Source organism: Cryobacterium lyxosi (assembly GCF_004403345.1).
Classification (GTDB): Bacteria; Actinomycetota; Actinomycetes; order Actinomycetales; family Microbacteriaceae; genus Cryobacterium; species Cryobacterium lyxosi.
Genome location: NZ_SOGT01000001.1, coordinates 27340 through 51527, shown reverse-complemented (window position 1 = coordinate 51527; position 24188 = coordinate 27340). Strand labels below are relative to the sequence as shown.

General features: G+C 61.2%; 18 protein-coding genes and 1 pseudogene. 10 read left to right on the top strand and 9 right to left on the bottom strand.

Translation table 11 applies throughout. The features are described from left to right. Positions 1–49 precede the first annotated feature (49 nt). Entirely contained in the window at positions 50–1528 is a 1479-nt protein-coding gene (locus E3T27_RS00210; protein WP_134571198.1) for a lipopolysaccharide biosynthesis protein, read from the top strand. A gap of 860 nt (positions 1529–2388) precedes the next feature. Next, positions 2389–3539, top strand: a pseudogene (locus E3T27_RS00200) (IS3 family transposase). Positions 3540–3550: 11 nt separating this feature from the next. On the opposite strand, the gene E3T27_RS00195 reads toward E3T27_RS00200, so the two are convergent. The 3 genes from E3T27_RS00195 to E3T27_RS00185 form a co-directional block, all read right to left on the bottom strand. After that, a complete protein-coding gene (locus tag E3T27_RS00195) occupies positions 3551–4600 on the bottom strand; it encodes a glycosyltransferase (protein WP_134571196.1) in 1050 nt (349 codons plus the stop codon). 328 nt (positions 4601–4928) lie between these two features. Further along, positions 4929–6245 carry a hypothetical protein gene (locus E3T27_RS00190; protein WP_166786039.1) on the bottom strand — a complete coding sequence of 439 codons (1317 nt, stop codon included), beginning with the start codon at positions 6243–6245 and terminating at the stop codon, positions 4929–4931. After that, complete coding sequence (locus E3T27_RS00185; RefSeq protein ID WP_166786038.1) at positions 6242–7390, bottom strand: glycosyltransferase family 4 protein; 1149 nt, start codon at positions 7388–7390, stop codon at positions 6242–6244. The genes E3T27_RS00190 and E3T27_RS00185 overlap by 4 nt, the downstream gene beginning before the upstream one ends. A gap of 799 nt (positions 7391–8189) precedes the next feature. Between E3T27_RS00185 and gmd the strand changes: the two genes are divergently transcribed. From gmd to E3T27_RS00170, 3 genes are read left to right on the top strand one after another with little or no spacing between them, the layout of a single operon-like run. Next, on the top strand, positions 8190–9221 hold the full coding sequence (gene gmd / locus E3T27_RS00180) for a GDP-mannose 4,6-dehydratase (RefSeq protein ID WP_134571193.1): 1032 nt from the start codon (positions 8190–8192) through the stop codon (positions 9219–9221). A gap of 1 nt (position 9222) precedes the next feature. Further along, positions 9223–10158, top strand: a complete 936-nt coding sequence (locus tag E3T27_RS00175; protein WP_134571192.1) for an NAD-dependent epimerase/dehydratase family protein — start codon at positions 9223–9225, stop codon at positions 10156–10158. Position 10159: 1 nt separating this feature from the next. Continuing rightward, positions 10160–11344: a DegT/DnrJ/EryC1/StrS family aminotransferase gene (locus E3T27_RS00170; protein WP_134571191.1), complete on the top strand. Its 1185-nt coding sequence runs from the start codon at positions 10160–10162 to the stop codon at positions 11342–11344. Positions 11345–11846: 502 nt separating this feature from the next. Here the strand turns inward: E3T27_RS00170 and E3T27_RS00165 are convergent. Then, entirely contained in the window at positions 11847–12500 is a 654-nt protein-coding gene (locus tag E3T27_RS00165; RefSeq protein WP_134571190.1) for a hypothetical protein, read from the bottom strand. Positions 12501–12848: 348 nt separating this feature from the next. On the opposite strand from E3T27_RS00165, the gene E3T27_RS00160 reads away from it, so the two are divergent. Beyond that, positions 12849–13964 (top strand): hypothetical protein, encoded by a 1116-nt coding sequence (locus E3T27_RS00160; protein ID WP_166786036.1) that lies wholly within the window; start codon positions 12849–12851, stop codon positions 13962–13964. A gap of 38 nt (positions 13965–14002) precedes the next feature. On the opposite strand, the gene E3T27_RS00155 is transcribed toward E3T27_RS00160, so the two are convergent. The 4 genes from E3T27_RS00155 to E3T27_RS00140 all read right to left on the bottom strand — a co-directional run bounded on the left by E3T27_RS00155 (position 14003) and on the right by E3T27_RS00140 (position 19954). Then, positions 14003–15286 carry an O-antigen ligase family protein gene (locus E3T27_RS00155; RefSeq protein ID WP_134571188.1) on the bottom strand — a complete coding sequence of 428 codons (1284 nt, stop codon included), beginning with the start codon at positions 15284–15286 and terminating at the stop codon, positions 14003–14005. 22 nt (positions 15287–15308) lie between these two features. Next, positions 15309–16715 (bottom strand): O-antigen ligase family protein, encoded by a 1407-nt coding sequence (locus E3T27_RS00150; RefSeq protein ID WP_241992044.1) that lies wholly within the window; start codon positions 16713–16715, stop codon positions 15309–15311. A 494-nt stretch (positions 16716–17209) separates the two neighbouring features. Further along, the gene (locus E3T27_RS00145; RefSeq protein WP_134571187.1) at positions 17210–18679 is read right to left on the bottom strand and encodes a phytoene desaturase family protein; all 1470 of its coding nucleotides are present in this window, start codon (positions 18677–18679) and stop codon (positions 17210–17212) included. Between the two features lie 96 nt (positions 18680–18775). Continuing rightward, entirely contained in the window at positions 18776–19954 is a 1179-nt protein-coding gene (locus E3T27_RS00140) for an acyl-CoA dehydrogenase family protein (RefSeq protein WP_134571186.1), read from the bottom strand. A 123-nt stretch (positions 19955–20077) separates the two neighbouring features. Here E3T27_RS00140 and manA point away from each other — a divergent pair, with 123 nt between their 5' ends. After that, positions 20078–21388: a mannose-6-phosphate isomerase, class I gene (manA, locus tag E3T27_RS00135; protein WP_134571185.1), complete on the top strand. Its 1311-nt coding sequence runs from the start codon at positions 20078–20080 to the stop codon at positions 21386–21388. A 35-nt stretch (positions 21389–21423) separates the two neighbouring features. Here the strand turns inward: manA and E3T27_RS00130 are convergent, their stop codons facing one another. Next, on the bottom strand, positions 21424–22380 hold the full coding sequence (locus E3T27_RS00130; protein ID WP_134571184.1) for a GlxA family transcriptional regulator: 957 nt from the start codon (positions 22378–22380) through the stop codon (positions 21424–21426). Between the two features lie 92 nt (positions 22381–22472). Here E3T27_RS00130 and E3T27_RS16365 point away from each other — a divergent pair, with 92 nt between their 5' ends. From E3T27_RS16365 to E3T27_RS00120, 3 genes are all read left to right on the top strand, one after another. Then, positions 22473–22613: a hypothetical protein gene (locus E3T27_RS16365; protein WP_158251855.1), complete on the top strand. Its 141-nt coding sequence runs from the start codon at positions 22473–22475 to the stop codon at positions 22611–22613. A gap of 47 nt (positions 22614–22660) precedes the next feature. Beyond that, positions 22661–23626 (top strand): UDP-glucose 4-epimerase GalE, encoded by a 966-nt coding sequence (gene galE, locus E3T27_RS00125; protein ID WP_104196553.1) that lies wholly within the window; start codon positions 22661–22663, stop codon positions 23624–23626. A 217-nt stretch (positions 23627–23843) separates the two neighbouring features. Further along, entirely contained in the window at positions 23844–24161 is a 318-nt protein-coding gene (locus tag E3T27_RS00120; RefSeq protein WP_104127507.1) for a WhiB family transcriptional regulator, read from the top strand. Positions 24162–24188 lie beyond the last annotated feature (27 nt).

Sequence of the window (24188 nt, the reverse complement as noted above, 5' to 3'; positions counted from 1 at the left end):
TTAGGCGGCCTGACCCTATGGAAATATAGAGAATGCACACTTACGCACAATGAACCGCTTGACATTCGGCAATGGCGTACTCATGCTCCTTGGTGGGCAGTGGGCCAAGTATCTTATTCAGATCGCCTCACTCGTTGTTCTTTCACGATTATTATCTACTACAGACTTTGGTCTTATAGCTATGGTGACCGCAGTCGTCGGTGTAGCCAGCGTTATTGGCGATTTCGGTTTATCCCTCGCAGCGCTTCAAGCTTTCAATTTGAGTTCTCTGCAGAAATCGAACCTGTTTTGGCTAAACACAGCCCTCGGGGTTATAACCGGGATCTGCGTGGCTTTGCTTGCTTTGCCCCTCGCTAACTTCTATGACCGCCCCGAAATCGCTGGTCTCACCCTACTTATCGCTACGACATTTCCGCTTAACGGAATTGCCGTTCAATTCCGAACCGAGCTAAATCGCCGACTTGAGTTTCGCACGCTGGCCCTAAGCGATGTTTTCGGGCAAGCCGCCGGACTCGCGATCGCAGTTATCGCAGCGCTGCTCGACTACGAATATTGGGCACTTGGAATCCAGACGGTCGCCGGATCATTGGTCTCTCTACTTATTGTCGCAATCGCGAGCAAATGGATTCCGGGTTGGCCGAACCGACAAGGGAACATTGGGGGCCTGCTCCGGTTTGGCGGTTCAACTCTGGCTACGCAGATGGTTAAATACGCGAGTTCGAATGTAGACTCTGTGCTCATAGGGCGCACTCATGGAGCCGCAATTCTAGGAATTTATGACCGCGCCTTCCAGTTGGTCAGCCTTCCGGTACACCAGCTCGCAGCCCCTTTAACACGCGTCGTTTTGCCCTACCTGAGTCGCCTCTCGCCAGGAACTCTCGATGTACCTCTACAGAAGATTCAGCTCGGTCTCGCTTATGGGCTCGTGTGTGTCCTGAGTATACTTGCGAGCGCCTCCGAGCCATTGATTACGATTATTCTCGGCTCCAAGTGGGCTGCGGCTGCTCCAATACTAGAAATACTTGCATTGGGCAGCCTTTTTCAAGCCCTCGGCTACATCTATTATTGGCTCTTTCTTTCCATAGCAAAGACCGCATACCTCTTCTGGTCAGAACTCTTTGGCAGAGGGCTGATGATTGTCTTGATGGTGATGTTCGTTCCATACGGACCTGAATGGGTTGCCTTGTCCAGCAGTATAGGGCTTTTCGTGATCTGGATCTTTGGGACGATATTCGCCGTTCCTCGCACGGGTGTAAGGGTCACTCCCCTTCTCTCGATCGCCGCCCGACCTGTCGGACTGTTTGTTACTTCGTACGCCGTCTGCAAGCTCCTGAGAACTCTGTATCTTGATAGCTCTGGTGTGAGCCCAATGGTTCAATTGCTAGTGCTTGCAGGCGCCTGGTTCATCTGGACAACTTTGGCCGTAATCCTTTTCCGCAAACTTCGTCAAGACGTTGCCTACCTCGTCACGATGGTGGTGTCGATGGCGGGTAACCGAAGAACTGGCAAGGTTGATCCAACAACGTGACTCGAGGTGAGTGACGTTCGTAGGTAGCGCTCGTCGGACGATTTGAGAGCACGTTTCCGTTGCGAGGGGTCTGTTGTTCGACGTCCCGTGGGGTGCCGATGCGGGCGTCTTCCCCGGTCACGATGGGTCTTAGTGGCTCCAGGGGTCACAGGGGTCCTGACATGGACGTCTTAGGTCGATTTATTCTGTCGTAACTCAGAGCCGTTCTTTGATGGCGTATCGCAGGATTAGGTCGGTGCCCGGATAGCGGGTTTGAGTTTCTGTGAGACTCGAGCAGAGCTCGCTGACGGCGATGGTGAGTATTTGCGCTCGTGGGGCCAGTGTTATTGACGTTCGGGGCGACGGGGTGATGTGGCCAGTAGCGCGCTTCGGGGCCACCGAATATTTCCGTTCGGGGCCATCTGCTTGGCTCCTTCTGCCGCGTGTAGAGGCACGCGGCAGAAGGAGGAATCAATAATGGTACGAAGGATTGAAGCCAAGCGGGTGCTCGAACTCCGCGCTGAGGGCATGACGGGGCGCGCGATCGCCTTGTCGCAGGGCATGTCGCGCAAGTGTGTACTGGCGGTGTTTGAGCTGCCGCGGGCATTTCGGACAGCGGAATTAGAGGATTCTTCTACGCTGCCAATGCTGGCTGCTGATAACCGTAGTGGACTTCATTAGGCCTGCGGTAACCGAGCGCGGAGTGCCGATGCTGAATATTCACTTCGAGGAGCATCACCTGTGGTGCGAGTGAGCCCTACTGTTCAGATGCGCGACTTGCATCGTTCAGCCCCACTACCGGCGTGGTTGAGCCCGGGACTGCCCCCGGTTTGGTTGACTCCTGACCTGTGGAGATTCGTCTTCACTGGAAAGATGTCATCATGCCCAAGCCCTACCCACCCGAGTTTCGCCGTGATGTTGTCGCGGTCGCCCGGAAGCACGAAGCCGCGCTGAACCAGATCGCGAAAGACTTCGGAATTTCGGAGTCCTGCCTGATGAACTGGCTGAAAAAATCCGACGTCGAGGACGGCGTCAAGCCGGACGTGACCGAGAAGGAGTCCGCAGAATTGCGAGATGCGAAGAAACGTATCCGGCTGCTCGAGCAAGAAGCCGAGGTCATGCGCCGTGCCGTGGCCTATCTTTCCCGTGACGTCAACCCAAAATGATGTACCCGCGGGTCCTGGAACTGGCCGTCGACAGGATCCCTGTCACGGTGACCTGCCGGGTATTGAACTTCTCCAAGTAAGCCTTCTACCAATGGGTCCGTAACCCGGTGTCGCAACGCGATTGGGACGACGCGCACCTCACCAACACGGCCTGGGACGCCCACCACGACGATCCCGCGTTCGGCTATCGGTTCATCGCCGACGAACTCAACCAGGCCGGCCTGACGGTGGGCGAAAACCGGGTTTGGCGGCTGCGTTCCCAGCAGCGGCTCTGGAGTGTGTTCGCGAAGAAACGCGGCCTGACGCGGAAGGCCGGGTCGCCGGTCCACGATGACCTCGTCAAACGGAAGTTCACCGCGACCCGTCCGAACCAGCTCTGGCTGACCGACATCACCGAGCACCGCACCGACGAGGGCAAGATCTACCTCTGCGCCATCAAGGACGTCTACTCGAACAAGATCGTCGGCTACTCCATCGACTCACGAATGAAAGCGTCGCTGGCCGTGGCCGTCGCCGCCGCCCGCAACGCGATCGGGCAGCGGACCATCGAGGGGACGATCCTGCATAGCGACCGCGGGTCGCAATTCCGGTCTAACGCCTTCGTCCGGGTGCTAAAGAACAACGGCATCACTGGATCGATGGGCCGGGTCGGCGCGTGTGGCGACAACCCCGCGATGGAGTCGTTCTTCGCGTTGCTGCAGAAGAACGTCCTCGACCGGCAACGCTGGGCCACCCGGGACGAACTCCGCCTGGCGATGGTCGTGTGGATTGAACGGACCTACCACCGCCGGCGACGACAACGCCGCCTTGGCAAACTCACCCCGATCGAGTTTGAGACCATAAATATGGCCCTCAACGCCGCCTAAAACCACTAACCCTATGAGTCAACTGAAATCGGGGCAGTCCCAGCAAGCACTTGCTCAAAAACGCGATTATGCTTTTGACCAATCTCGCTCCACGAACGCTTGGAAAGGTCCGGCAGGGCATTCTCTGAGCTGCCTGTACTTGTGAGGAGTGCCTTCGCTAAGTCGGCTTCGGACAATTCTGCCGAATATGTTATTACCCACTCTGGACCGAACTCGTCCTGAAGCCGTTGGTTCGCCTCGTTAGCAGGTACCAGCACTGGTGTCCCCAGTGAAAGTGATGTCAGAGCGGCGCTTGAGTTGTACATTTCGCGATACGGAAGAACGACTACTGCGGACGTCTGTATAAGGCGAACCAGATCAGCATCTGAAAGATACGCAAAGCGGTCATCAATGTTCTGATGACCTGCAATGCGCGCCCTTAAGCTATCTGCATAGGACGCGGGACTCGCGCGGCCCGCTAAAACAAGCTTCCACGCAGAATTCTTCCCAGCTTTAATAATGTCTACAAGCGCCTCTACGTTCTTATATGGGCGCATTAACCCAAAGCACAAAAACATCGATTCATTCCTGGGAACAGTTGACACAAAACGTTCAAACCAGTTGCGATATTCCCCAATCATGATCGTGGTCGCGGTTGAAGAATCATGTCCGCTTCCAGCGTGAAGGTAGATCTTATGGATAGCCAATCCTTCGAGGCGAAGTCGCGCTTTCTCTGCGCCGCTGTTGTTCTTCTCATAAGGTTCCAGGTGGTGGACGGTCCAAACTAGCGGTATTCGGGATATGCGAAGACGCAAAATTAACCCCTCGAGAAGTATGCGTTTTATGAAAACCTTAAAGCAGCTCGAAGAGGCAACAAATGTTTCAGGAAAATGAAGATGAAAAATTTCATAGCGGCCCAACAGTGCGTTCCTCCATGTGAACCACCGTGGTTCGTCCGTTTTGGCGATCGCGTCAAACAGCATGGTGAAGTACGGGTTATGGTCTCTTTGAGGAGATCTTTCAGACTCTAAGATCTTTATTCGCGCTGGAATTTTATTTTGATGAATCCGATTTTTTATCAAGTGTTTCTCCTTGCTGTGAGAACTTATTTCGAGATCGCCTCGCTGCGAGTGCAAGCCGGGGACATCGGACGGCCTGGGCCCTGACTTTCGTTCTGACTCATCCTTCCCGCGGTCGCGAATAACAAACCAGACTCGTGTTCGTTCGCTGACCGTGCTTAATTATTTTGCCCTCGATAACATTACCGGTACCCGCAAGTCACCCACCTGATACTGCGTCGATGTCTTCACTGGTGATAGGCATCCGGTATTTTGGCAACTGCGACGATATTATTGGGACATTCGGGGCTGAGAAGGTGAACTTGTCGTTTAACATGATTAGTCAGGATTTTTAAAGCCGTATTGGCGGCTGCCGTGCAAGAGGATTTTCGAATGAACCGACTGACATTCCGCTCACAAAGATGGCGAGGAACAGCACAGAAGCGGCGGAAGGCTGGTAGAAGGTCCCATTAGCGAAGAATGAGTTTGCGAGCAAGAGTAAGAATGCGACCGAGACGGCTCCAATAACGTCGGACCGCGTCGCTTTATATAGCCGGTGAAGCCGTATCAATACTATGAGTAACATGCCGAAGGCAAGTACTGCCCCCAGTATGCCGAACACCGTCACGATTTCCGCGAACTGATTGTGGGCCATGGGTGCGATGGAGTCGGCTAGGGGGACCAGCGCGGTCGAGGCCATTCCAAAGCCCCCACCAATCAGGTACACGAAAGGGCTTCCGAGATGGCTAAGGACTTCAAAATTCTCTATCGGAAGTAAAAATATTCGGTCCCAAAGACTTTCGCTTACGGACTGGTCATAGTTGGCGATTCCAGCGTGGTTTATTCCAAAGCTGATAAGAACTGCGTCGATGCGCATCTGGACGCTTGAGAGAGTGCTGTACGCGATGCCTGCAAGTAATACGCTGCCGAGTAGGCCTAAGACGAGCTTAGACAGAGAAGCTCTGTTCAGGTAGATGAGGAGCAATGCGGCCAGTGCAACATTTGCAATGGCGGACTTGTTCAAGGAAACTGCCGCAGGTAGTGCTATCAGCAACACAAGTATCCAGCGACGACTGGGCGAAAACGCTTGGGTGAGGACTGCGTAGGCTCCCACGGATATTCCGATAGAAGTTAGACTTCCCAGAAGAGAGGAATATCTGTCCAAGCCTGCCCGAGTTGAGGCATCCGCGAACCAAGGGACGGGGCCGATAAAGAATTGCAGGGGCACAGTCATCGCGGCGATAACAAAGAATACCACATAGGTGTGAACGTGCTTCTTTAGATCGGATAGTCCATCCGTGTAAAGGTAAAGGGCGAGGAGTATTGGGACTGAAAATAAGAATCGGCTGAGTCCGCTGAAGGCACCACTCGGTGAAATGACAGCAAGGGAGGTTAGAAGACCGAGTCCAGCCAATGTTAACCATACAAACACAGGGCCAACTTTGACGTTTTGTGATCTATTGACAAACGCTACTACGAATTGATTCGAAACGTGTAGCGCTACGGGTGCGTAGAAGAGCAAGTAGAGCGGGAGCGACAGGTTCCGTAGAAGGTGCAGGTTTACAATCACGAAAACCACAGCAAATTTTGTTTGATTGCTGATCTGGATACCCGACCGTAGTCCGTCCCGAGGATGGTCAAGTCGCCCTATCGGGTCCTGATTTGTCATGGATGCCTTGTCTTGGAGCCTACTGCTGCGGCTATATTCAAGGCCACACTCTCTGGCGACCACGTCCTGAGCGCCGTGATTGCTGCCTCTCGGTATGTGGCCGGTTTGATGTGCGGAGCGCGGGATATCCACATTTCTACCGCATCTGCGATCGAGCGCGGATCGCCGGGAGTGAATGTTGCAGCATTGACACCTAAAGTGAGCGCCTCTACTTCGGGGCCATTTTTGAGGGGATTGTCCCCATACAAGACCGGAACTCCGTGGAGCATGGCGTCGACGGCCAAAAGACCAATTTCAGAAGGCGCAACGACTATGGTGGCGCTCTCGAACACTTGGCGCAGCCGTTCCGAGTCATGGATTGCGCCAAGGAATTGAACGGGCAATTTACCGGTTTTGACTCGCTGGCGCAGGGCAGGAAGTGCTGTACCGTCACCAACGATCGTTGCCGTGATGAGCGGGTATTTCTGACTTAGGAGTTGTACGGCGTCCACCAACGCATCGAGCCTCTTTTGGGGCGTAATCCGTCCAACGAAGGCAATTGAAATGGGAAGGTTCGGAGCATCGTTTCCGATTCCTCGGCGTGACGAAGTTGCGTCAAATTCTGTGGGGCCGAGTTGACTTACTGAGCCTTCGTGCTCAACTGCGTTATTAACAATTTGGACTTTCGTTGCAGGCGTACCGTGTGAGGTCGCGCCGTTCCTCTCGGACTCGCCGTAGACGAGCAGTCCAGTCGCAAGTCGATTCATGACTTCTTGGGTCCGTCGTTTAAGTCCCGTTGCGCCTGGTTTGCCGCATTGTCCCCAGAGATATGTGTTCCGGGAATTCAGTCGGCGGAGGATGAGAATGCACCATACAGAGACGGAGAGAGTCGCAGGAGCCAATATCACGGTGTCATATTTTGAGCAGAGCGCGATTCGGACTGCTCCGGGGTTCAGGGAGACCTGTCCCAACTTTCGGGTTCGTAGCTGATGCAAGTGCGGGAAGTCGTCGACGGATAGACTCTGGATTTCCGCGCGTCCCTGAACGCCGGCAGCGAAATTAAATTTGATGTCTGTCCGTTGCGCAAGCGTTTCGAGAATGCTGCGCCTGTAGGTCGGGAAGAACGGATAAAAAACGAGTACTTCCTGAATTGACTGGATTTTCATTCTCATGTCCCTATGCCCGACCACGGATTTCAACAGTTGTTGGATGCTTAGCCTCGCTTTGGCTGCCCGACATTTTCATTTCCTTCTGACTAGCGTAGAGAAGTGTGCGTGTGCCTGCTGCCCCCAAGAGCGTTTGAAACGTGTCGTGGAGATTGGACGGTGCCTCAGATCCAGTGGTGCTGGTCGAGAAACCATGAGGTACCCCCGCACCGTCCACGAGCGCACCTAATGGTTCGCAGCTAGTCTCATCCAGTGAGTCGAACCCTGCCCACATTTCGCATCGAGATTGTGTGCTGGCGGCTATGTCCTCTATTGATCTGAGTTGCCGCAATGAACGCGCAATCATGAAATGATCTTATCGAATCCTTGGAGTCCAGGGGCCTCGATACGGACGACGGGGAAGACTGCAGGTCACGGATTCGTGCGTGCGGTGGACGATGGCTGCCATTTGAGCCCGACTTTTCGAGAGAATCAACCTCCATACACTTCTTCGGTTTAATTAAGGTGCCACTCCACGCCCAATGTCGTGGCCACGAACGTGTCCTGGAATAATCATCAAAGTTCAACTCTGAGTTTTCCCAAAGTAGATCGACAAAGGATGCGCACGTCAGGACCCCGGACCCACTGGTGGCAGTCGAAAGTGACCGCTGGTGGCTACGAAACATCTCATGTCCCAGGGTGATTGACTACCCGACCAGAAATGATTGCCTCCGGTGATCACATATGCTGAACCCAGACGCGGCGTTGGGCGGCACGAGGTTTCCCAACGAATCGTGTTGGTTTCGGGGAGCGGAATTACATGACTCAGATACAGGCCAAGCGGGCGCTGATTACTGGAATCACCGGTCAGGACGGAAGCTACCTCGCCGAGTTGCTGCTCGAAAAGGGCTACGAAGTACACGGCTTCATTCGTCGTTCGTCATCGTTCAACACCGCCCGCATCGACCACATCTATCAGGAATCTCAGGCCGAGAATCACCGCCTGATCCTGCATTTTGCTGACCTCACAGATGGTTCCCGGTTGGTGACCCTGCTGAATGAAATTCAGCCAGACGAGGTCTATAATCTTGCGGCTCAGTCGCACGTTCGCGTCAGCTTTGATGAACCCGAATACACCGCTGACACGACCGGACTCGGCACGGTTCGCTTGCTCGAAGCTATCCGGGCAAGTGGCTTGAACTGCCGGTTCTATCAGGCGTCCAGCTCTGAAATGTTCGGCGCCACACCGCCGCCGCAGAACGAGGACACCCCGTTCTACCCGCGCTCGCCTTACGGTGTCGCCAAGGTGTATTCCTACTGGATCACCAAGAACTACCGTGAGGCCTACGGCATGTTCGCGTGCAACGGCATCCTCTTCAACCACGAATCACCGCGCCGTGGTGGCACGTTCGTCACCCGCAAGATCACGCGCGCGGTGGCGCGCATCGCCGCCGGCGAGCAGAACGAACTGTTCATGGGCAACCTAGACTCGGTTCGGGACTGGGGATACGCACCCGAATTCGTAGAAGGCATGTGGCGCATGCTGCAGCACGACACACCGGAAGACTTCGTGCTCGCCACCAACACCGGCTACACGGTCAGGGACTTTCTGAAATTCTCTTTCGAACGGGCGAATCTCGACTGGGAGAAGTACGTTAAGTTCGATGAACGCTACCTTCGCCCGACCGAAGTGGATGCGCTGATCGGCGATCCAGGCAAGGCGGGTGACCTCCTGAGGTGGACCCCGAAGGTGCTCACGCCCAAGCTGGCAGAGATCATGGTTGATGCTGATATCGCAGCCCTTGAGATCGAGGGTCGTCACTACGTTGACACCCCGGTAAAGCTTGGCTGACTTGAGAGTACTACTGACCGGTGGGGCCGGTATGCTCGGCTCGAGCATCGCCGCCGAATGGCGTGTTCAACGTCCACTGGATGAATTGATTGTGGCCACTCGGCAGGATGCTGATCTGCGGGACAGGACTCAGACGCGTGAGTTCTTCGCGGCCAGCCGCCCGGATGCCATCATTCACGCGGCCGCAAAGGTTGGTAGTATCCAGGCGAAAATCGCCGAGCCCACCACGTACTTGCTCGATAATTTGCTGCTCGATTCCAGTGTTCTGTCGGCTGCGATCGAGCTGAAGATACCCGAGCTGGTATACGTCTCCAGCGCCGCGATTTATCCGGCAGAGGTTCGCCAGCCCATCGTGGAGTCCGACTTGCTCGGCGGGCCGCTCGAGGCGGCCAACGAGGGCTATTCCCTGGCCAAGATCGCCGCGGGAAAAGTCTGCGAGTATGCGAGTCGCCAGTTTGGGTTTCGCTACCGGGTAGTGGCGCCGTCGAACCTGTATGGTCCCAACGATGACTATTCGCTCGGGCACGGGCACCTGGTGGCGGCAGCCATTGCGAAGATCCACGCGGCCACGGTGGCCGGCAACCCGACCGTCGAAGTGTGGGGCGATGGCACGGCGCGCCGCGAGTTCACCTACGTGGTCGATCTGGCCAAATGGCTCGTGACTCAGGTCGGTTCTCTGGAGGACTGGCCCGAAGTATTGAACCTTGGGTGCGGCACCGACCATTCCATCGCCGAGTACTACGAAGTGGCGAAGAAAGTAGTGGGGTATACCGGCTCCTTCGTCTTCGCCCCGTCGAAGCCGTCCGGTGTGCCGCAACGACTCCTCGATTCCACGCACGCTCGCGCACTCGGTTGGAACCCGACAACCTCCCTCGAAATTGGCATGGCTGCCAGTTACGCCAAGTTCCTGACCAGCCCGCTCGCAGAAAGACAATGACATGACAGCACAGGCCGAACCCGTATTCCCTCTCGCCACCTCATCCTGGGACGAAGCCGAGTACGCGGCCCTCCAGTTGGTCATCGAGAACGGGCGATTTACGATGGGCCCACTCGTGGCCCAGTTCGAGCGTGAATTCGCCGCATTCTTTGGCGCCCGCTTCGGCGTCATGGTCAACTCCGGCAGCAGCGCGAACCTCATTGCGATCGCGGCGGCGGTTCTCGACCCGCGGTTCGACCTGAACGCCGGGGACGAAGTTCTCGTGCCGGCCGTATCGTGGGCGACCACCTACTATCCGCTGCACCAGTACGGACTGACGCTCAAATTCGTTGATATTGATGTTGACACGCTCAACATGGACCTCGATCTGCTGGAGCAGTCGGTAGGGCCCAGGACCAAAGCCATCTTCGCGGTGAACCTGCTGGGCAACCCGAACGATTTCGCCCGGCTCCGCACGCTGGCAGACAAGCACAACCTCGTTCTGATCGAGGACAATTGCGAGTCACTCGGTGCGAAAGACGCCGGCCTCTTTGCCGGAACGGCCGGCGTGATGGGCACGTTCAGCGCCTTCTTCTCCCATCACATCTCGACTATGGAAGGTGGCATCATTCTCACCGATGATGAGCAGCTGTACCAAGAGATGATCTCGCTCCGCTCGCACGGGTGGACACGCGAACTGCCTGTCGACAACCACGTGCACGCCAAATGCGGCGATCTGTTCGACGACATGTTTCGCTTCGTCCTACCCGGGTATAACGTGCGCCCGCTGGAGATGTCTGGCGCCCTGGGCATCGAACAACTCAAGAAGATTCCGGCGCTGGTCGCCGGCCGTCGAGAGAACGCACGTTACTTCGTCGAAAAGTTCAACGACCTGCCTACGGTACGTATTCAGCAGGAGCAGGGGGAGAGCAGCTGGTTTGGTTTCTCACTCGTTCTCGAAGGTGATCTCGCCGGACGACGCCCCGAAGTCGTCACCGCGCTCAACGCCGCTGGCATCGAGTGCCGCCCTATCGTGGCAGGCAACTTCACCCGGAATCCCGTAATGAGCCTCCTGAAGTCTATCGTGCCCGTGGACCTGCCCGCCGCAGACAAAATCCACGAAGACGGACTCTTTGTCGGCAATCATCATTTCCCAATCAAAGACGCCATCGACTTGTTGCACACCACTCTCCAAGCCCTCCCATAGGAAGCGGCCTATTTTGCGATCGTCTCGCGGGTGAAAGCTGCTCTTGATCTGCTCGTAACTGGGAAGACAACTGACCTGAGCCGCACTGAACGAAGCCGGCTGCCACACCGCGTCCGGAGCTTGGGCGTGGGCGCGGGGCAGATCCTTCGGGGCCGGGCGTCTCTGAGGCGAGCTGCAAGCGACGAGGTCAACAGCCGTCTCGTGTCGGTACTGGTCAGTGAGCTTTGCCTTTCCGCTGGTGGCGGGCTGGGTGTATTGGTCGCACATGGTGCCGGCCGCGCGTCCAGAAGATCTCGTCTGGGCCTCGGCGACATTGGCGGCACCCGCGCGCTCCAGCCGACCATCAACGTCGATGTAGTGACCGACTCGGACACAGTCCGGCTCGTCATCCCCCTCAGATCGGTCCCGCTCTGCTGTTTTGCTGGCAGGTCGGGCTATCAGGGTGCTTTTGCCCGGCCAGCAGGGGCGTGGTCTGCATGGTACGCAGGTTCATCAGGCTGGTCTAGCGGCGGCGGAAGGGCCCGTTCGTGGGGCGGTTGGCCAGGCGCAGCTTGTAGAGCAGTGCCCAGGCGCCGAGTAGAGCCGCGAGCACGAGGCTGGCCGTGAGTGCAGCCACGGCCAGGGGCGAAGCTCCAGCTGAAGACACAGACGTGTAGTCGACCTCGGTGATGAGCGTTTCCTGCGTCGGTTGGGGGGTGGGCGTTGCGCTCGGCTCTGCGGTGGGCGCGACTTGCACGACGACTTCCGGCTCGGCCGTGGGCGTGGCGGTGGTCGTAGTCGTCGATCTACGGGTCGTTCTCGGCGCGACGTAAGTCCACGTGTCGGTGGAGGGCTCAGTTTCCGTCGTCGTCGGCGTTGTCGTTGCCGAGTCATCGGGGGCATCAGAGTAAGTGGGTTCCGGCGATTCCGAAACCGTCTCCTCGGTAGGCGTCGGTTCGGAAGTCGACGCCGTCTCCTCGGTCGGTGTCGGTTCGGGCGACGTTTCCGGTTCTGTGGTGACAGTGCTTGGGGTGTCTTCGGAGCGCACAGTGAGGGCGAGCGCTGGGGACATCGTCGAGAAGGTTAGGGCCAGGGCTATGACGAAAGTCCCTGCCCAGAAGGCCGCGGGACAGGACGTGTGGGTGACCACTATGTCACGTCGACGTGTCAGGGTCATGGTGTCAGTGCGAAGAAGCAGGCCGATACGGCCACCACGGCCGCGACTCCCAGAAGCGTGTATTGCAACGGCTTTGTGCTGCGTCCCCGGCTTAACAGGGATTTGTGGCCCATTTGCTCGGGCCGAATTTTGGTCATTTCCCCACTCTACTGCCCGCTGTGGCGCCAAAACGCGTTCGTGTGCCCCCAAATGGGTGGGTTGATTTTGCGGGATGGCACGCACGCATAGGGTCGCGGGGACGGGCATGTATCCGTTTGGGCTGAGCGGTTTCAAGCGTATCTCAGCGACGACCAACGGTCGTTGGCGAGAGTGAGTAGCATGTTTCAAGTAAATATATTTGGGGGACCAGTGCGGGGCTTGAAGACTTTGGCCGTTATTGCGGCGTCAATTGTGTTGGCCGGATGCGCTTCAGCACCGGCGGCCATCGAGACCGTTGAACCGTCGGCGGCGACGAGCGCCGCAGCGGCATCGCAGCCAACGTCGCGATTGGGTCTGACGTGCGATGACCTACTGTCCCCGGTGCTGGTGGCCAACGTGCTCAACACGACCACGGTGACGACCGATCTCATGGTGAGGCCGGCATCCGCATCGCCGTTGGGGTATTCGGTGAGTCAGTTCGGCGGCTCGTCTTGCCTGGCGCGCGGCGAAGAAGCCGCCCAGAGTTGGGTGAGCGTTCAGGTGCTACCCGAGGCCACCGCACAGTGGGCGACCTACGCGGAGAAAAACACCGACGTCGTGACCGGTGCTAGTTCCAGCTTTGGAGATGCCTCGAACGTTTCGTGCTTTGCTTTCGGTGCGGACTCGACCTGCTCGGTGAATGTTCTCGTTGGAGACAACTGGATCGAGGTCATCGCGCGAGGGATCGCTGTGGAACCGAGCCTGAGTAATGAGGCCGTTGCGGAGTTTGCAGCTCCGCTGATCACCGACATCGTCAGCACGGTGACAAACGCTGCAGCGTCCGGGCCCGTGGGGGCTGCGCCGGCCTTAACCGGGGTTCTGCCCTCTGACTGTGCGGTTTACGCCACCGTCGACGAATATCGGGCCGCGTTCGGCACGGCCGAAGAAGTCTTGATCGGCCGACAGAGCGACGGCGAGGTGTGGGGAATCGACAATGCCGCCGCAACGATTGTCGCTGTAGATGGGTGCACGTGGGTGCCCGCGAGCACCGGCCAGACCTGGCCGCTTTACATCACCGCGCTGCCCGGCGGAGAGTGGGCCTTTGATCGGTCCTCTGCGCTGATGACCGCGGATGACTCAGCGCAGACTGTGTCGGACTCCGTTGCTGGTGTCGACCGGGCCACGTTTGGGTGCCAGGTCTATTCCGGGTTCTGCACACTGGATACCGTGATCGCCGGCAATTGGGTGCAGTTCAGCGCTGAGCGAGACCTGATCGGCACCGAGGACGAGGTGCGGGCGCTTCTCATCGAGATTGCTGAACGAGCGGTCGCCCGCTTCCCCGCCTAGCCATACTGGTCTTGGCTTCACGCTGTCGGGCACTTGGGTTACGGCGCGTCGGGGTGCGGTTTGTGTGGCAGGGCGCTGCGCCAGCTCAAACCCTGCGCGGCCTTGACCGAGCAGATCACGAGCAGCAGCCAGCCGAACTCGAACAGAATGGTGCTTTCCGCGGCGCTGGTCACCAGCAGGGTCACGAGAATAAGCGGTGCCCAGACATACGCCAGCGAGCGCTTGTTCGACGCCAGCAGCCAAGAGCGCACGAAGGCCAGCAGCACGAGGGCGAGAAAGGCGAGAAAGCCGATCAGTCCCACCTGAAAGTACACGTCGAGGTAGGCATTGAGCCCGGTAGCGTGCAGGCGTCCGGTGGTGAATTCAATCCAACCGTAGGGCGTGACGTCCTGGGGCCAGAATCCGGCCCAGCCCCAGCCTTCGAGCGGATGCAGCTCCACCAGCCGCCACATCTCGCTCCAGAGCGAGTAGCGAACCTCGAACTCGCTGCCGGCGTTGAGCGCGTCGATGATGGTGATGCGTCCGAGCCAGGCGGCGCCGGCGGCGACGAGAGCCGCGCTCAGGAGGCCGAGCTGCAGCATCCGTCGGCCGTCGACGGGGGTGCGACGCAAACCATAAAGGGCGAGTGCGGCGACGGTGACGCAGATGGCGACAACCACGATGACGGGGGAGCGGGTGAGCACCAGGCAGATACCGGCCAGCCACATGGAGCCGATGCCGAGGCCGCGCGGAATGGACCGGGCGCGGAGCTCCACGTAGAAAGTGACGGCGGCGATGAGGGTGATGAGCCCAAACACGTTGCGGGAGCCGAACACTCCCTGAATCGGTCCGAGCTGGTCGATGTTGCCGGCCACACCCAGAAAAGCGATCGGCAGGTCAAGCAGCAGCCCCGAGAGCACTTCGAGCACGATGGAGAGTGCGAGCAGCGCCCGCAGCACGTCGCCGGTGGCGCGCACCACCTGGAACGTGTCGCGCACGAGGGCCACGTAGATGGCGAGGAACCCCACGGTGATCTGGTAACTGACGCCGATGATGGTCTCGGCGACATAGCCGCTCCACACGCCGGAAAGCGTGCACCACGCCACGAACACGATGATCGAGATGGGCAACAGACCGTGCCACTCCACGATCGGGCGGCGGGCGAGCAGTGAGAGCACGGCCAGCACGATGAGGCCGCCGAGAATGCCGATGAGACCGGGCCAGCCCACCACGCTGCGCAGCAGGTGGGTGCCAAACGCGGTGGTCAGAATGGCGAGCGTGAGCGCAGCCGCGAATTTCGGCGACGCCAGCACGCGCCGCAGGGCGTCGGGCAGGGTGGGCATCCTCTAATTTACCGCGCTGGCGTCAGGGCATCGGCCTTGGCGCGTGCTGCTGCCGCTTGGTGACCACGGCCAGCACGATGAGAATCACCCAGCCACTCTCGATCAGCAGTCGGCTTTCGGCGATGCTTTGCGCGATCAGCGCGGCGAGCAGCAGCAGCGGCAACAGGGCCGACACGGCGAACGGTTCGGTGTCTTTCACGCCGAGACGGGGCCGGTCGACGGCGAGAAACCAGGCCCGCCACAGGGTCGAGCCGACCAGCGCGGCGAACAGAACCACGCCGACGATGCCGAGCTGCAGCCACACGTCAAGCCAGGCGTTGTGCGCCTGCAGGTAGGTGACGCCCTTGCGCACGGCGAGGTCGTTGAACGGTTCCACCCACGGCACCCAGTAGCTCACCCAGCCCCAGCCGAACACCGGTCGTTCCAGGGCGAGCTGGGTGACGCTGGCCCAAATATCGAAGCGGCCGGTGAGGTCGTCGCTGCGACCAAGCAACCCGAACAGCTGCGAGGAGAACAGCGCGAGGGCTGCTCCCACCGCCAGAACGGATGCCGCCGCCACGACATACAGCGGCCGTCGGTGCTGATCGTGCACCCGTCTGGCCCAGAGCGCGAAGACCAGGGCGGCGACGACCGCGACGAGCGACACGGTGACCGTGGCCGAGCGGGTGAGCAGCAGCATGCCGACGGCAAGCGCCAGCCAGACCAGGCCGGAGTTGCGCCTGACGGTGCGGGCTCGCAGCTGCACGATGAAGACGATGACGGCTGTTAGCGCGATGAATCCGAGCAGGTTGCGGTTCGCGACGATGCCCTCGATCGGGCCGCCATTCAGCAGCAGGCCCCGGCTCCAGTAGAACGCGTTCGGCACGTCGTCGGTGCCGTAATCGACGAAGAACGGCAGCACTTCGTGTTGTACGACAACGGCCACGAACAGCTCGAACACGAGGCTCAGCGCGAGCACCCAACGCAGCGCGGCGGCCAGGGTGCGCAGCAGCTCCGGCCAGGTGAGGGTGACGGCCAGAAACAGAGCGGCCAAGGTAGTGATGAGTTGCAGGGTGATTCCGAGAGCGGATGCCCCCGGGTAGTACGACCACGCGATCGACAGGGTGGCCAACAGTAAAAACGCGGTGATGGTCTTGGGAAACTTGCGCCAGTTCAGGGGCGGGGCCAGCGCCGCCTGGTAGGTGTGGCCTCTTGCAATGTCGCGGTCGGTGGGGGTGTCGTCTGATGCTGCGGCGTTCACTGCGACGCGATTGCGGGCATTGGCGCGTTGGGTGCTGAGGCCGATGATGCTGCCGACGACCACGATCACGGCGATGGCGCCGAAGCCCCACCAGCCGCCGAGGTTGCGCCAGAACTGGCCGGCCAGAACGGTGAACCAGACGAAGGTCGCGAAGAGTCGAATGGCGAGGCGACTCTGCACGGCGGACATGGTTTCAGATTACCGGTGTTGGTGCGCCGGGTTCCGCGCCGCTGGTCGGCGTGGCCCTCGGTCCGGTGGACGAGGCGGCGGAGGGCTCCGTTTTGCGGTAGCCGATGGTCAGGCCGTTCAGGGGAGTGGGATCGAGGCGGGCTCGGTCGGCGGAGGCGTCTTCGCTCAGGCGCGCGGGGCATCCGCTTTGTACGCGCCGCGAAGACCTGTTCGGGGAGACAGGCGAGGGTGTGATCGTTCACGGGCATCGGGACTTCTTGGGGTTGGTCTTGGCACAAGTGGATGCGCAGGGGGTTTCGGGGTGGCTGAGGGGTCGATGAGCGGCCCCCGATCAGGCTGGTCTCTACGGGCGAAGGCGCATAACTCCTGCAATTCCCTTTGGTGTTCACACGACGTGCCCGGAATTACGGGGGTGTTTTCCCGAGCAGAGAGAAATTGCAGGAGTTATGCGCGGCACGTGACGTTTCGTGGTCGACTCGGCAGCGGGATGGACCTTAGTTGCCCTTGTGGGGTGTGAGATCGGGTGGGTCAACGACGTTGTATTCGTGGGCCAGGGCGCTCAGGGCGGCGCGGTAGCCGCACATGCCGTGCACGCCCGGGCCGGGAGAAGTCGACGAGGAGCACAGGTAGACACCGGCGAGTGGGGTACGCCACGGGTCGCCGGAGAGCACCGGGCGGCGCACGAGCTGGGTCATGCTGATCGCTCCGGCCGCGATGTCACCGCCCACGTGATTGGGATTGTGGTTTTGCATTTGCGCGGCGGTCTGGCTGTAGGAGGCGAGGATGGTGTCGCGAAATCCCGGGGCGAAGCGTTCGATCTGCCGGGTGATCTGCTCGGTCTGGTCGTGGGTGGAGCCCGCCGGCACATGCGTGTAGGCCCAGAGTGTGTGTTTTCCGGCGGGAGCGCGCGTGGCGTCGAGAATGCTCGGCTGCGCGGCGAGCACGTAGGGGAACTCAGCGTGCCGTCCGCGGGCGACGGCGTTCTCGGCGAGGGCCTGGTCGGCGCGGGTGCCGCCCACGTGCAGGGTCGGCGCTCGCCGCAGGGCGGTCGCGGTGAAGGGAACCGGTTCGGAGAGCGCGAAATCCACCTTGGCGACCGCGTTGCCGTAGCGAAAGCTCCTGAGCGATGCCGCGTAGCGAGCGGGCAATGCCCCGTCGGCGAGGTCGACGAGGGCGCGCGGCGTCACGTCAAGCAGCACGATGCGGGCCGGCGGCAGCTCTTTCAGGCTGGTGATGTCGGCATCCGTCACGATTTCGCCGCCGTGCGCGAGCAGATCGTCGGCGAGAGCCTGCACGATGGCGCCGCTCCCTCCGATCGGAATGGGCCAGCCTCCGGCGTGCGCGTGCGCGGCGAGGGTGAGCCCGGCGCCAGCGGTGGAGGGGCTCGGCAGCCGCCCGATCGAGTGGGCGAACGTTCCGGTAAGCAGCGCCGGCGCGGTCACGCCGGAAAAGCGCCAGTTCCAGGCCGGGCTGCCCTGCTCGAGGGTGCGCAGCCCGAAGCGAGCCAGCATGAGCGGATGCCGCGGTACGCGCAGCAGCGCATCCCCGGTGAGCTCGGCGATGGCGTTGATATTCTGCACGAGCGGCCCCAGCAGCCGCAGCCAGGCCAGGCCGTCGCGCCCGAGGCCGGCGGCAGTGCGTTCGATATCCTGCCAGGCCACGCCGGCGCGGCCGCCGGGCAGCGGATGCCCGAAGGAGATCTCGGGAACTCTAAGTTCGATGCGGTCCTTGAGGCCGAACTTCTGAAAGAACTCGGAGGCGAGCGCGAGCGGATGCACGGCGCTCCCCACGTCATGGCGGAACCCGGGCAGGGTGAGTTCGGCGGTCGCCGCCCCGCCGCCAATCTGCGGGTTGCGCTCGTAGACGCGCACCCTGAGGCCAGCGCGGGCGAGGGTGACGGCGGCGGCAAGGCCATTCGGGCCGGATCCGACGACGATCGCGTCGAGCCCCTGGTCGGTGGTCACGCCGAGCCGCGCTGCTGTGGTCTCATTCCGACACCGTATCCCGCGCCGGGGCCCGGGCGCACCCCCGCGCGTGGGTTCGGGGCCGTTGGCATCAGCTCAGACGAAGGCGGCCTGGCCGGTGATGGTGCGGCCCACGATAAGGGTGTTCATCTCCTGGGTTCCCTCGTAGGAGTAGATGGCCTCGGCGTCGGCGAAGTGCCGAGCCACGTTGTACTCGAGGGTCACGCCGTTGCCTCCGAACAGCTCGCGGCACCACGCCACGCTCTCCCGCATACGGCTGGTCGTATAGGCCTTGGTCAGCGCGGAGTGCTCGTCGCGCTGCACGCCTTCGTCTTGAAGCTGCGATACCCGCACGACCATGCCGAGGCTCGCGGTGATGTTGCCGAGGCTCTTCACCAGCAGATCCTGCACGAGCTGGTGACCTCCGATGGCTTTGCCGAACTGTTCGCGCTTTTTCGAATAGGCCACGGCCGCATCGTAGGCACCGATGGCATTGCCGACGGCAGCCCAGGACACCTCGGCGCGCGTGGCTCGTAGCACCTTGGCGGTGTCCTTGAACGAATTGGCGTTCTGCAGGCGCAGGCTCTCGGGCACGACCACGTCGGTCAGGGTGATGTCGGCGTTCTGCACCGTGCGCAGGCTGATCTTGCCCTCGATCTTGGTGGCGGAGTAGCCGGCGGTGTCGGTGGGAACGATGAAGCCCTTGACCTGGTTGTCGGCGGTGTCCTTGGCCCAGATGATGGTCACGTCGCTGAAGGTGGCGTTGCCGATCCAGCGCTTGGCGCCGTTCAAGGTCCAGGTGTCGCCCGTGCGGGTGGCAGTGGTGCGCAGGCCCTGCGCCGCATCGGAGCCGGAGAGCGGCTCGGTCAGCCCGAACGCTCCCACGATCTCGCCCGAGGCGAGGCGCGGAATCCACTCGGCGCGCTGCTCGGCGGAGCCGCAGGCCGCAATCGACCCGGCCGACAGGCCGTTCTGCACGCCGACGAAGGTGGCAACGGATGCGTCCACTCGCGCCAGTTCCAACGCCGCGAAGCCACGGAACACGGCCGAATTCGTAAACGGTTTCGTTTCGTCCCAGCCGAAGGAGTACACACCGAGTTCGGCGAGCGGCTTGATGATCTGGGCGGGGAATTCGGCGCGCTCCCAGCATCCGTTCGCGATGGGGCGAATCTCCTGGTCGAGGTAGGCGCGCAGCTTCAGGATGGCCTCCTGCTCGGGCGCGGTGAGAAGGTTTTCATAGCCGAAGATGTCGCTGCCGAGTAGCTCAAAGGTCATGGATGCTCCGTTGCAAAATAGGCGGTCGATACGCAACCGGTCTAGCTGTCAGCCTAGGGTCGTTGGCTGGATGATTGAAGTCGGTTGGTAGTTTGGTCTAAACAGCGTACGAAGGAGCCGAAAATGTTTGTGGGCATCACCAATACCCCGCGCGATTACGCCTGGGGCTCCACACGCGCCATCGCCGATCTGCTCGGTCATACGCCGTCGGGCGGGCCGGAGGCCGAGCTCTGGCTCGGCGCCCACGCCGGCTCTCCCTCGGTGATCGAGGATGCGGAGCAGGCGGGCGGTTCCACCGACCTCGCTGGCTGGATCGCGGCTTCGCCGGCGGTGGCACTCGGAGCGGATTGGGCGACGCGTCAAGCGGATACCGCCGGCTCGGCCACGGCGGCCACGACTGCCCCGCGCCTGCCGTTCCTCCTGAAGATTTTGGCCGCGGGACGCCCGCTGTCGCTGCAGGCGCATCCGACGACCGAACAGGCCCGTGCGGGGTTCGCGCTTGAGAACGAGGCCGGAATCGCCGTCGACGCCGGCAACCGCAACTACCGCGACCCTTTCCACAAGCCCGAACTTCTCTTTGCGCTCAGCGACACGTTCGAAGCGCTCTGCGGGTTCCGCCCGCTCGCCGAGGTGCGCGGCATCATCGCCGAGCTGCGCCTGCTCGACCTCGCGAACGAGAACCCGCAGGCCGCCGCCATCGACCTGCTCGAGCAGCACCTGGCCGAGGGCCTGCGCGACACCGTGGACTGGCTGTTGCGTGACGGCCGCGGAGGCGACTCCGGCGAGGTGAAATGGCTGGTCGAACGGGTGGTCCTGCTCGCCGAGCACGCTAAGTTCCTAGCCGGCGGGGGAGCAATCATCGGCTACGCGAATGAGCTGGCGGCGGTGCGCGTGCTCGCCGCCGAGTACCCCGGCGACCCCGGAATCGTGCTCGCTTTGTTGCTGAACCGGGTTTCCCTGAAGCGTGGTGAGGTGTTGTATCTGCCGGCCGGCAGCATCCACGCGTATCTGTCCGGACTCGGCGTGGAGGTGATGGCCGCCTCCGACAACGTGTTGCGCGGCGGGCTCACCCCCAAACACATCGACATCGAGGAGCTGCTCGCGGTGCTCGACTTCACTCCGGCGACGTCGCCGCTCCTCGCTCCGATTATTCTCGCGGATGGCGTTTCACGGTATCGGCCCGGGGTTGCCGACTTCGAGCTCGTGCGCATTCACGCGGATGCGGACGCCGCGTCGCCGGCGCCCGTCACGATGCGACAGGTCACCCTCACCGGCCCGGCCATCGCGATCTGCACGGCCGGCGGATTTCTGATCGCGGGCGGCGCGTCGTCGCGACCGCTCAAGCACGGCCAGGCCGTATACATCACGCCGGATGAGGGCACCCTGACGTTTGCCGGCACCGGCGAGGTCTTTCTCGCGATGCCCGGCGCGTAGCCCGGTTCTCGACGAATACCAGCACGCCCGATCGACTAGCCGACCCTGCGGGCGCCGAAGGCCCGGCGGTAGGCGGTAGGGGTGGTGTGCAGCACCTGCAGAAAGTGGTGACGCATCACGGCGGCTCCGCCGAAACCGGTATCGACGGCGATTGCTTCGAGGCTGCGCGAGGAGTCTTCGAGCAGTTCCTGCGCCCGCAGCAGCCGCTGCCGGTTGAGCCAGCGGGTGGGCGTCGTGCCGAGCTCGGCACGAAACCGGCGCGCGAAGGTGCGCGGCGACATGAGCGACTTGCGGGCGAGCAGGTCGACCGGCAAGTCCTGGTCGAGGTGGCGCAGCATCCACTCGGTGACGGCGGCGAAGGATTCGTTCTGGCAGTCGACGACCGATGCTTCGATGTATTGCGACTGCCCGCCGTCGCGCTGCGGCGGCACGACCATGCGGCGGGCGATGACATTGGCGGCCGTCACGCCGAGTTCGGTGCGCACGATGTGCAGCGCGGCGTCGATGCCCGCGGCGGTGCCGGCCCCGGTGACGACGTGGCTGTCGTCGACGAACAGAACATCGGGGTCGACGGTCGTCTCGGGGAACGAGCGGGCGAGGGCGTCGGTGTACATCCAGTGGGTGGTGCTGCGGCGGCCATTGAGGATGCCGGCCTGGGCGAGCACGAATGCACCGCTGCAGACGCTGAGCACCCAGGCGCCGCGGGCTTCAGCGTCGCGTACCACCTGCAGCACGCGCGGGTCGACGGGCTCGCCTTTTTCGTAGCCGGGAATGGCGATGAGGTCGGCATCGACCGCGGCTGACAGGTTGTCGTGCACGACGATATCGAAGCCGATCTTGGTGCGGATCGGTCCGGGTTCGGCGGCCACGACGTGAAAGTCGAAGGATGGCCCGCCCTGGGCGCTGCGATCGATACCGAACACCTCGCAGATCACACCGAATTCAAACGGCGCCAGACCCGGGAGGGTGACGCAGACGATTTTCTGGAGCATGAGCATCCTCTCGTCAAAATTGGCAGGAATGTATCAAACAGTGACGACTCTGACACTCGCGGCAGAAAAGCACAATTCATAGAATTTCTGCCATGTTCATTCTCTTTTTCCTCCTCACAGCCCTCGCCGTCACCGCTATTCTCGGCACGATTCGCGCCATTCGGCGCGATGGCTATAGCCGGAGAACACCCCTGATGGCCGACGAGTACGATGCCACGGTTCGCTGGCGCTAGCCTGTAGCGGTGGCGCACCCGAGTGTCGCACGAACGAACGGGGCGTCATGGCATGGTTGGTAACCGGCGGAGCGGGCTACATCGGATCCCACGTGGTGCGTGCGTTCCAGGCTGAAGGCCTCGACGTGGTCGTGCTCGATGACCTCTCGAGCGGCCACGAGTCGTTTGTGCCGGCCGGGGTCCCGTTCATACGGGCGAATGTGCTCGACGGTGGAACACTGTCGCAGGCCTTTCACGAGCATCACGTGAGCGGCGTCGTGCATGTTGCCGGATTCAAGTACGCCGGCGTCTCGGTGCAGCGACCGTTGCACACCTACGAACAGAATGTGACGGCGACCGCCACGCTGCTCGCCGCCATGAACTCGGCTGAGATCGACCGTATCGTGTTCTCATCGAGCGCTGCCGTCTACGGCACGCCGCGCACGGACCTCGTCACCGAAGACACACCGAAGAACCCGGAGTCGCCCTACGGCGAATCCAAGCTGATCGGCGAATGGCTGCTGCGCGATCAGGCCGTCGCAACCGGGCTGCGCCACACCTCGCTGCGTTACTTCAACGTCGTCGGCTCCGGTGACCTCGCCCTGTGCGATACCAGCCCGCACAACCTTTTTCCTCTGATCTTCGCCGCGCTGCTCGATGGGCGCATCCCGCGCATCAACGGCGACGACTATGCCACGCCCGACGGGACCTGCGTGCGCGACTATATCCACGTGGCCGACCTTGCGCTCTCGCACGTCGCCGCAGCCCGCCGTCTCGACGCCGGCGACGCGATCGAGCCGGTCTACAACCTCGGCAGTGGCGACGGCGTCTCGGTCGGTGAAATCATGGCGAGCGTGCGCCGAGTCACCGGTATCGACTTCGTGCCAGAGATCGGCCCGCGCCGCGCCGGTGATCCGGATCGCATCGTGGCCTCCGGCGCGCTGGCGGCCCGTGATCTGCGCTGGAGCATGAGCCACACCCTCGAGCAGATGGTGCAGAGCGCCTGGGATTCCTCGCGCGCCTTCGTGCACTGAGGGCAGCGACACGCCGACTCCGGGCCTGATCGTGCTACGTTCGCAACATTGCATCACGCTTGCTGCCCTCGAACGTGCGAATTCGTCGTCACCGTCGGCGCGTCGTAACCCTCTAGCCCGTATTGAGGGTTTACGATCCGCGACTTGACGTTATCGAATTACACCGGTGTAATTAGGTACAGCACTAAACGGTGCGGAGCGAGCGCTGGGAGACGATATGGCTATACCTGACTATCGTTCCGGAGTACCAGAGGACTGGTTCGTTGACCCCGTCACCCTCGGTGTTCCGGGAATACGACAAGATCTCGGTGACGAAAACCTGTTGGCCTGGCAGGCCGACTCGCTTTGCGCGCAGACCGACCCCGAGGCGTTCTTTCCTGAAAAGGGCGGTTCCACGCGCGACGCTAAGAAAATCTGCTCCGGCTGCGAGGTTCGTAACCAGTGCCTCGAGTACGCGCTCGGTAATGACGAACGGTTCGGCATCTGGGGCGGCCTGTCCGAGCGCGAGCGCCGCAAACTGCGTAAGCGCGCTTAGCGTTCGCTCGTCGGGTCACGCTCGGCC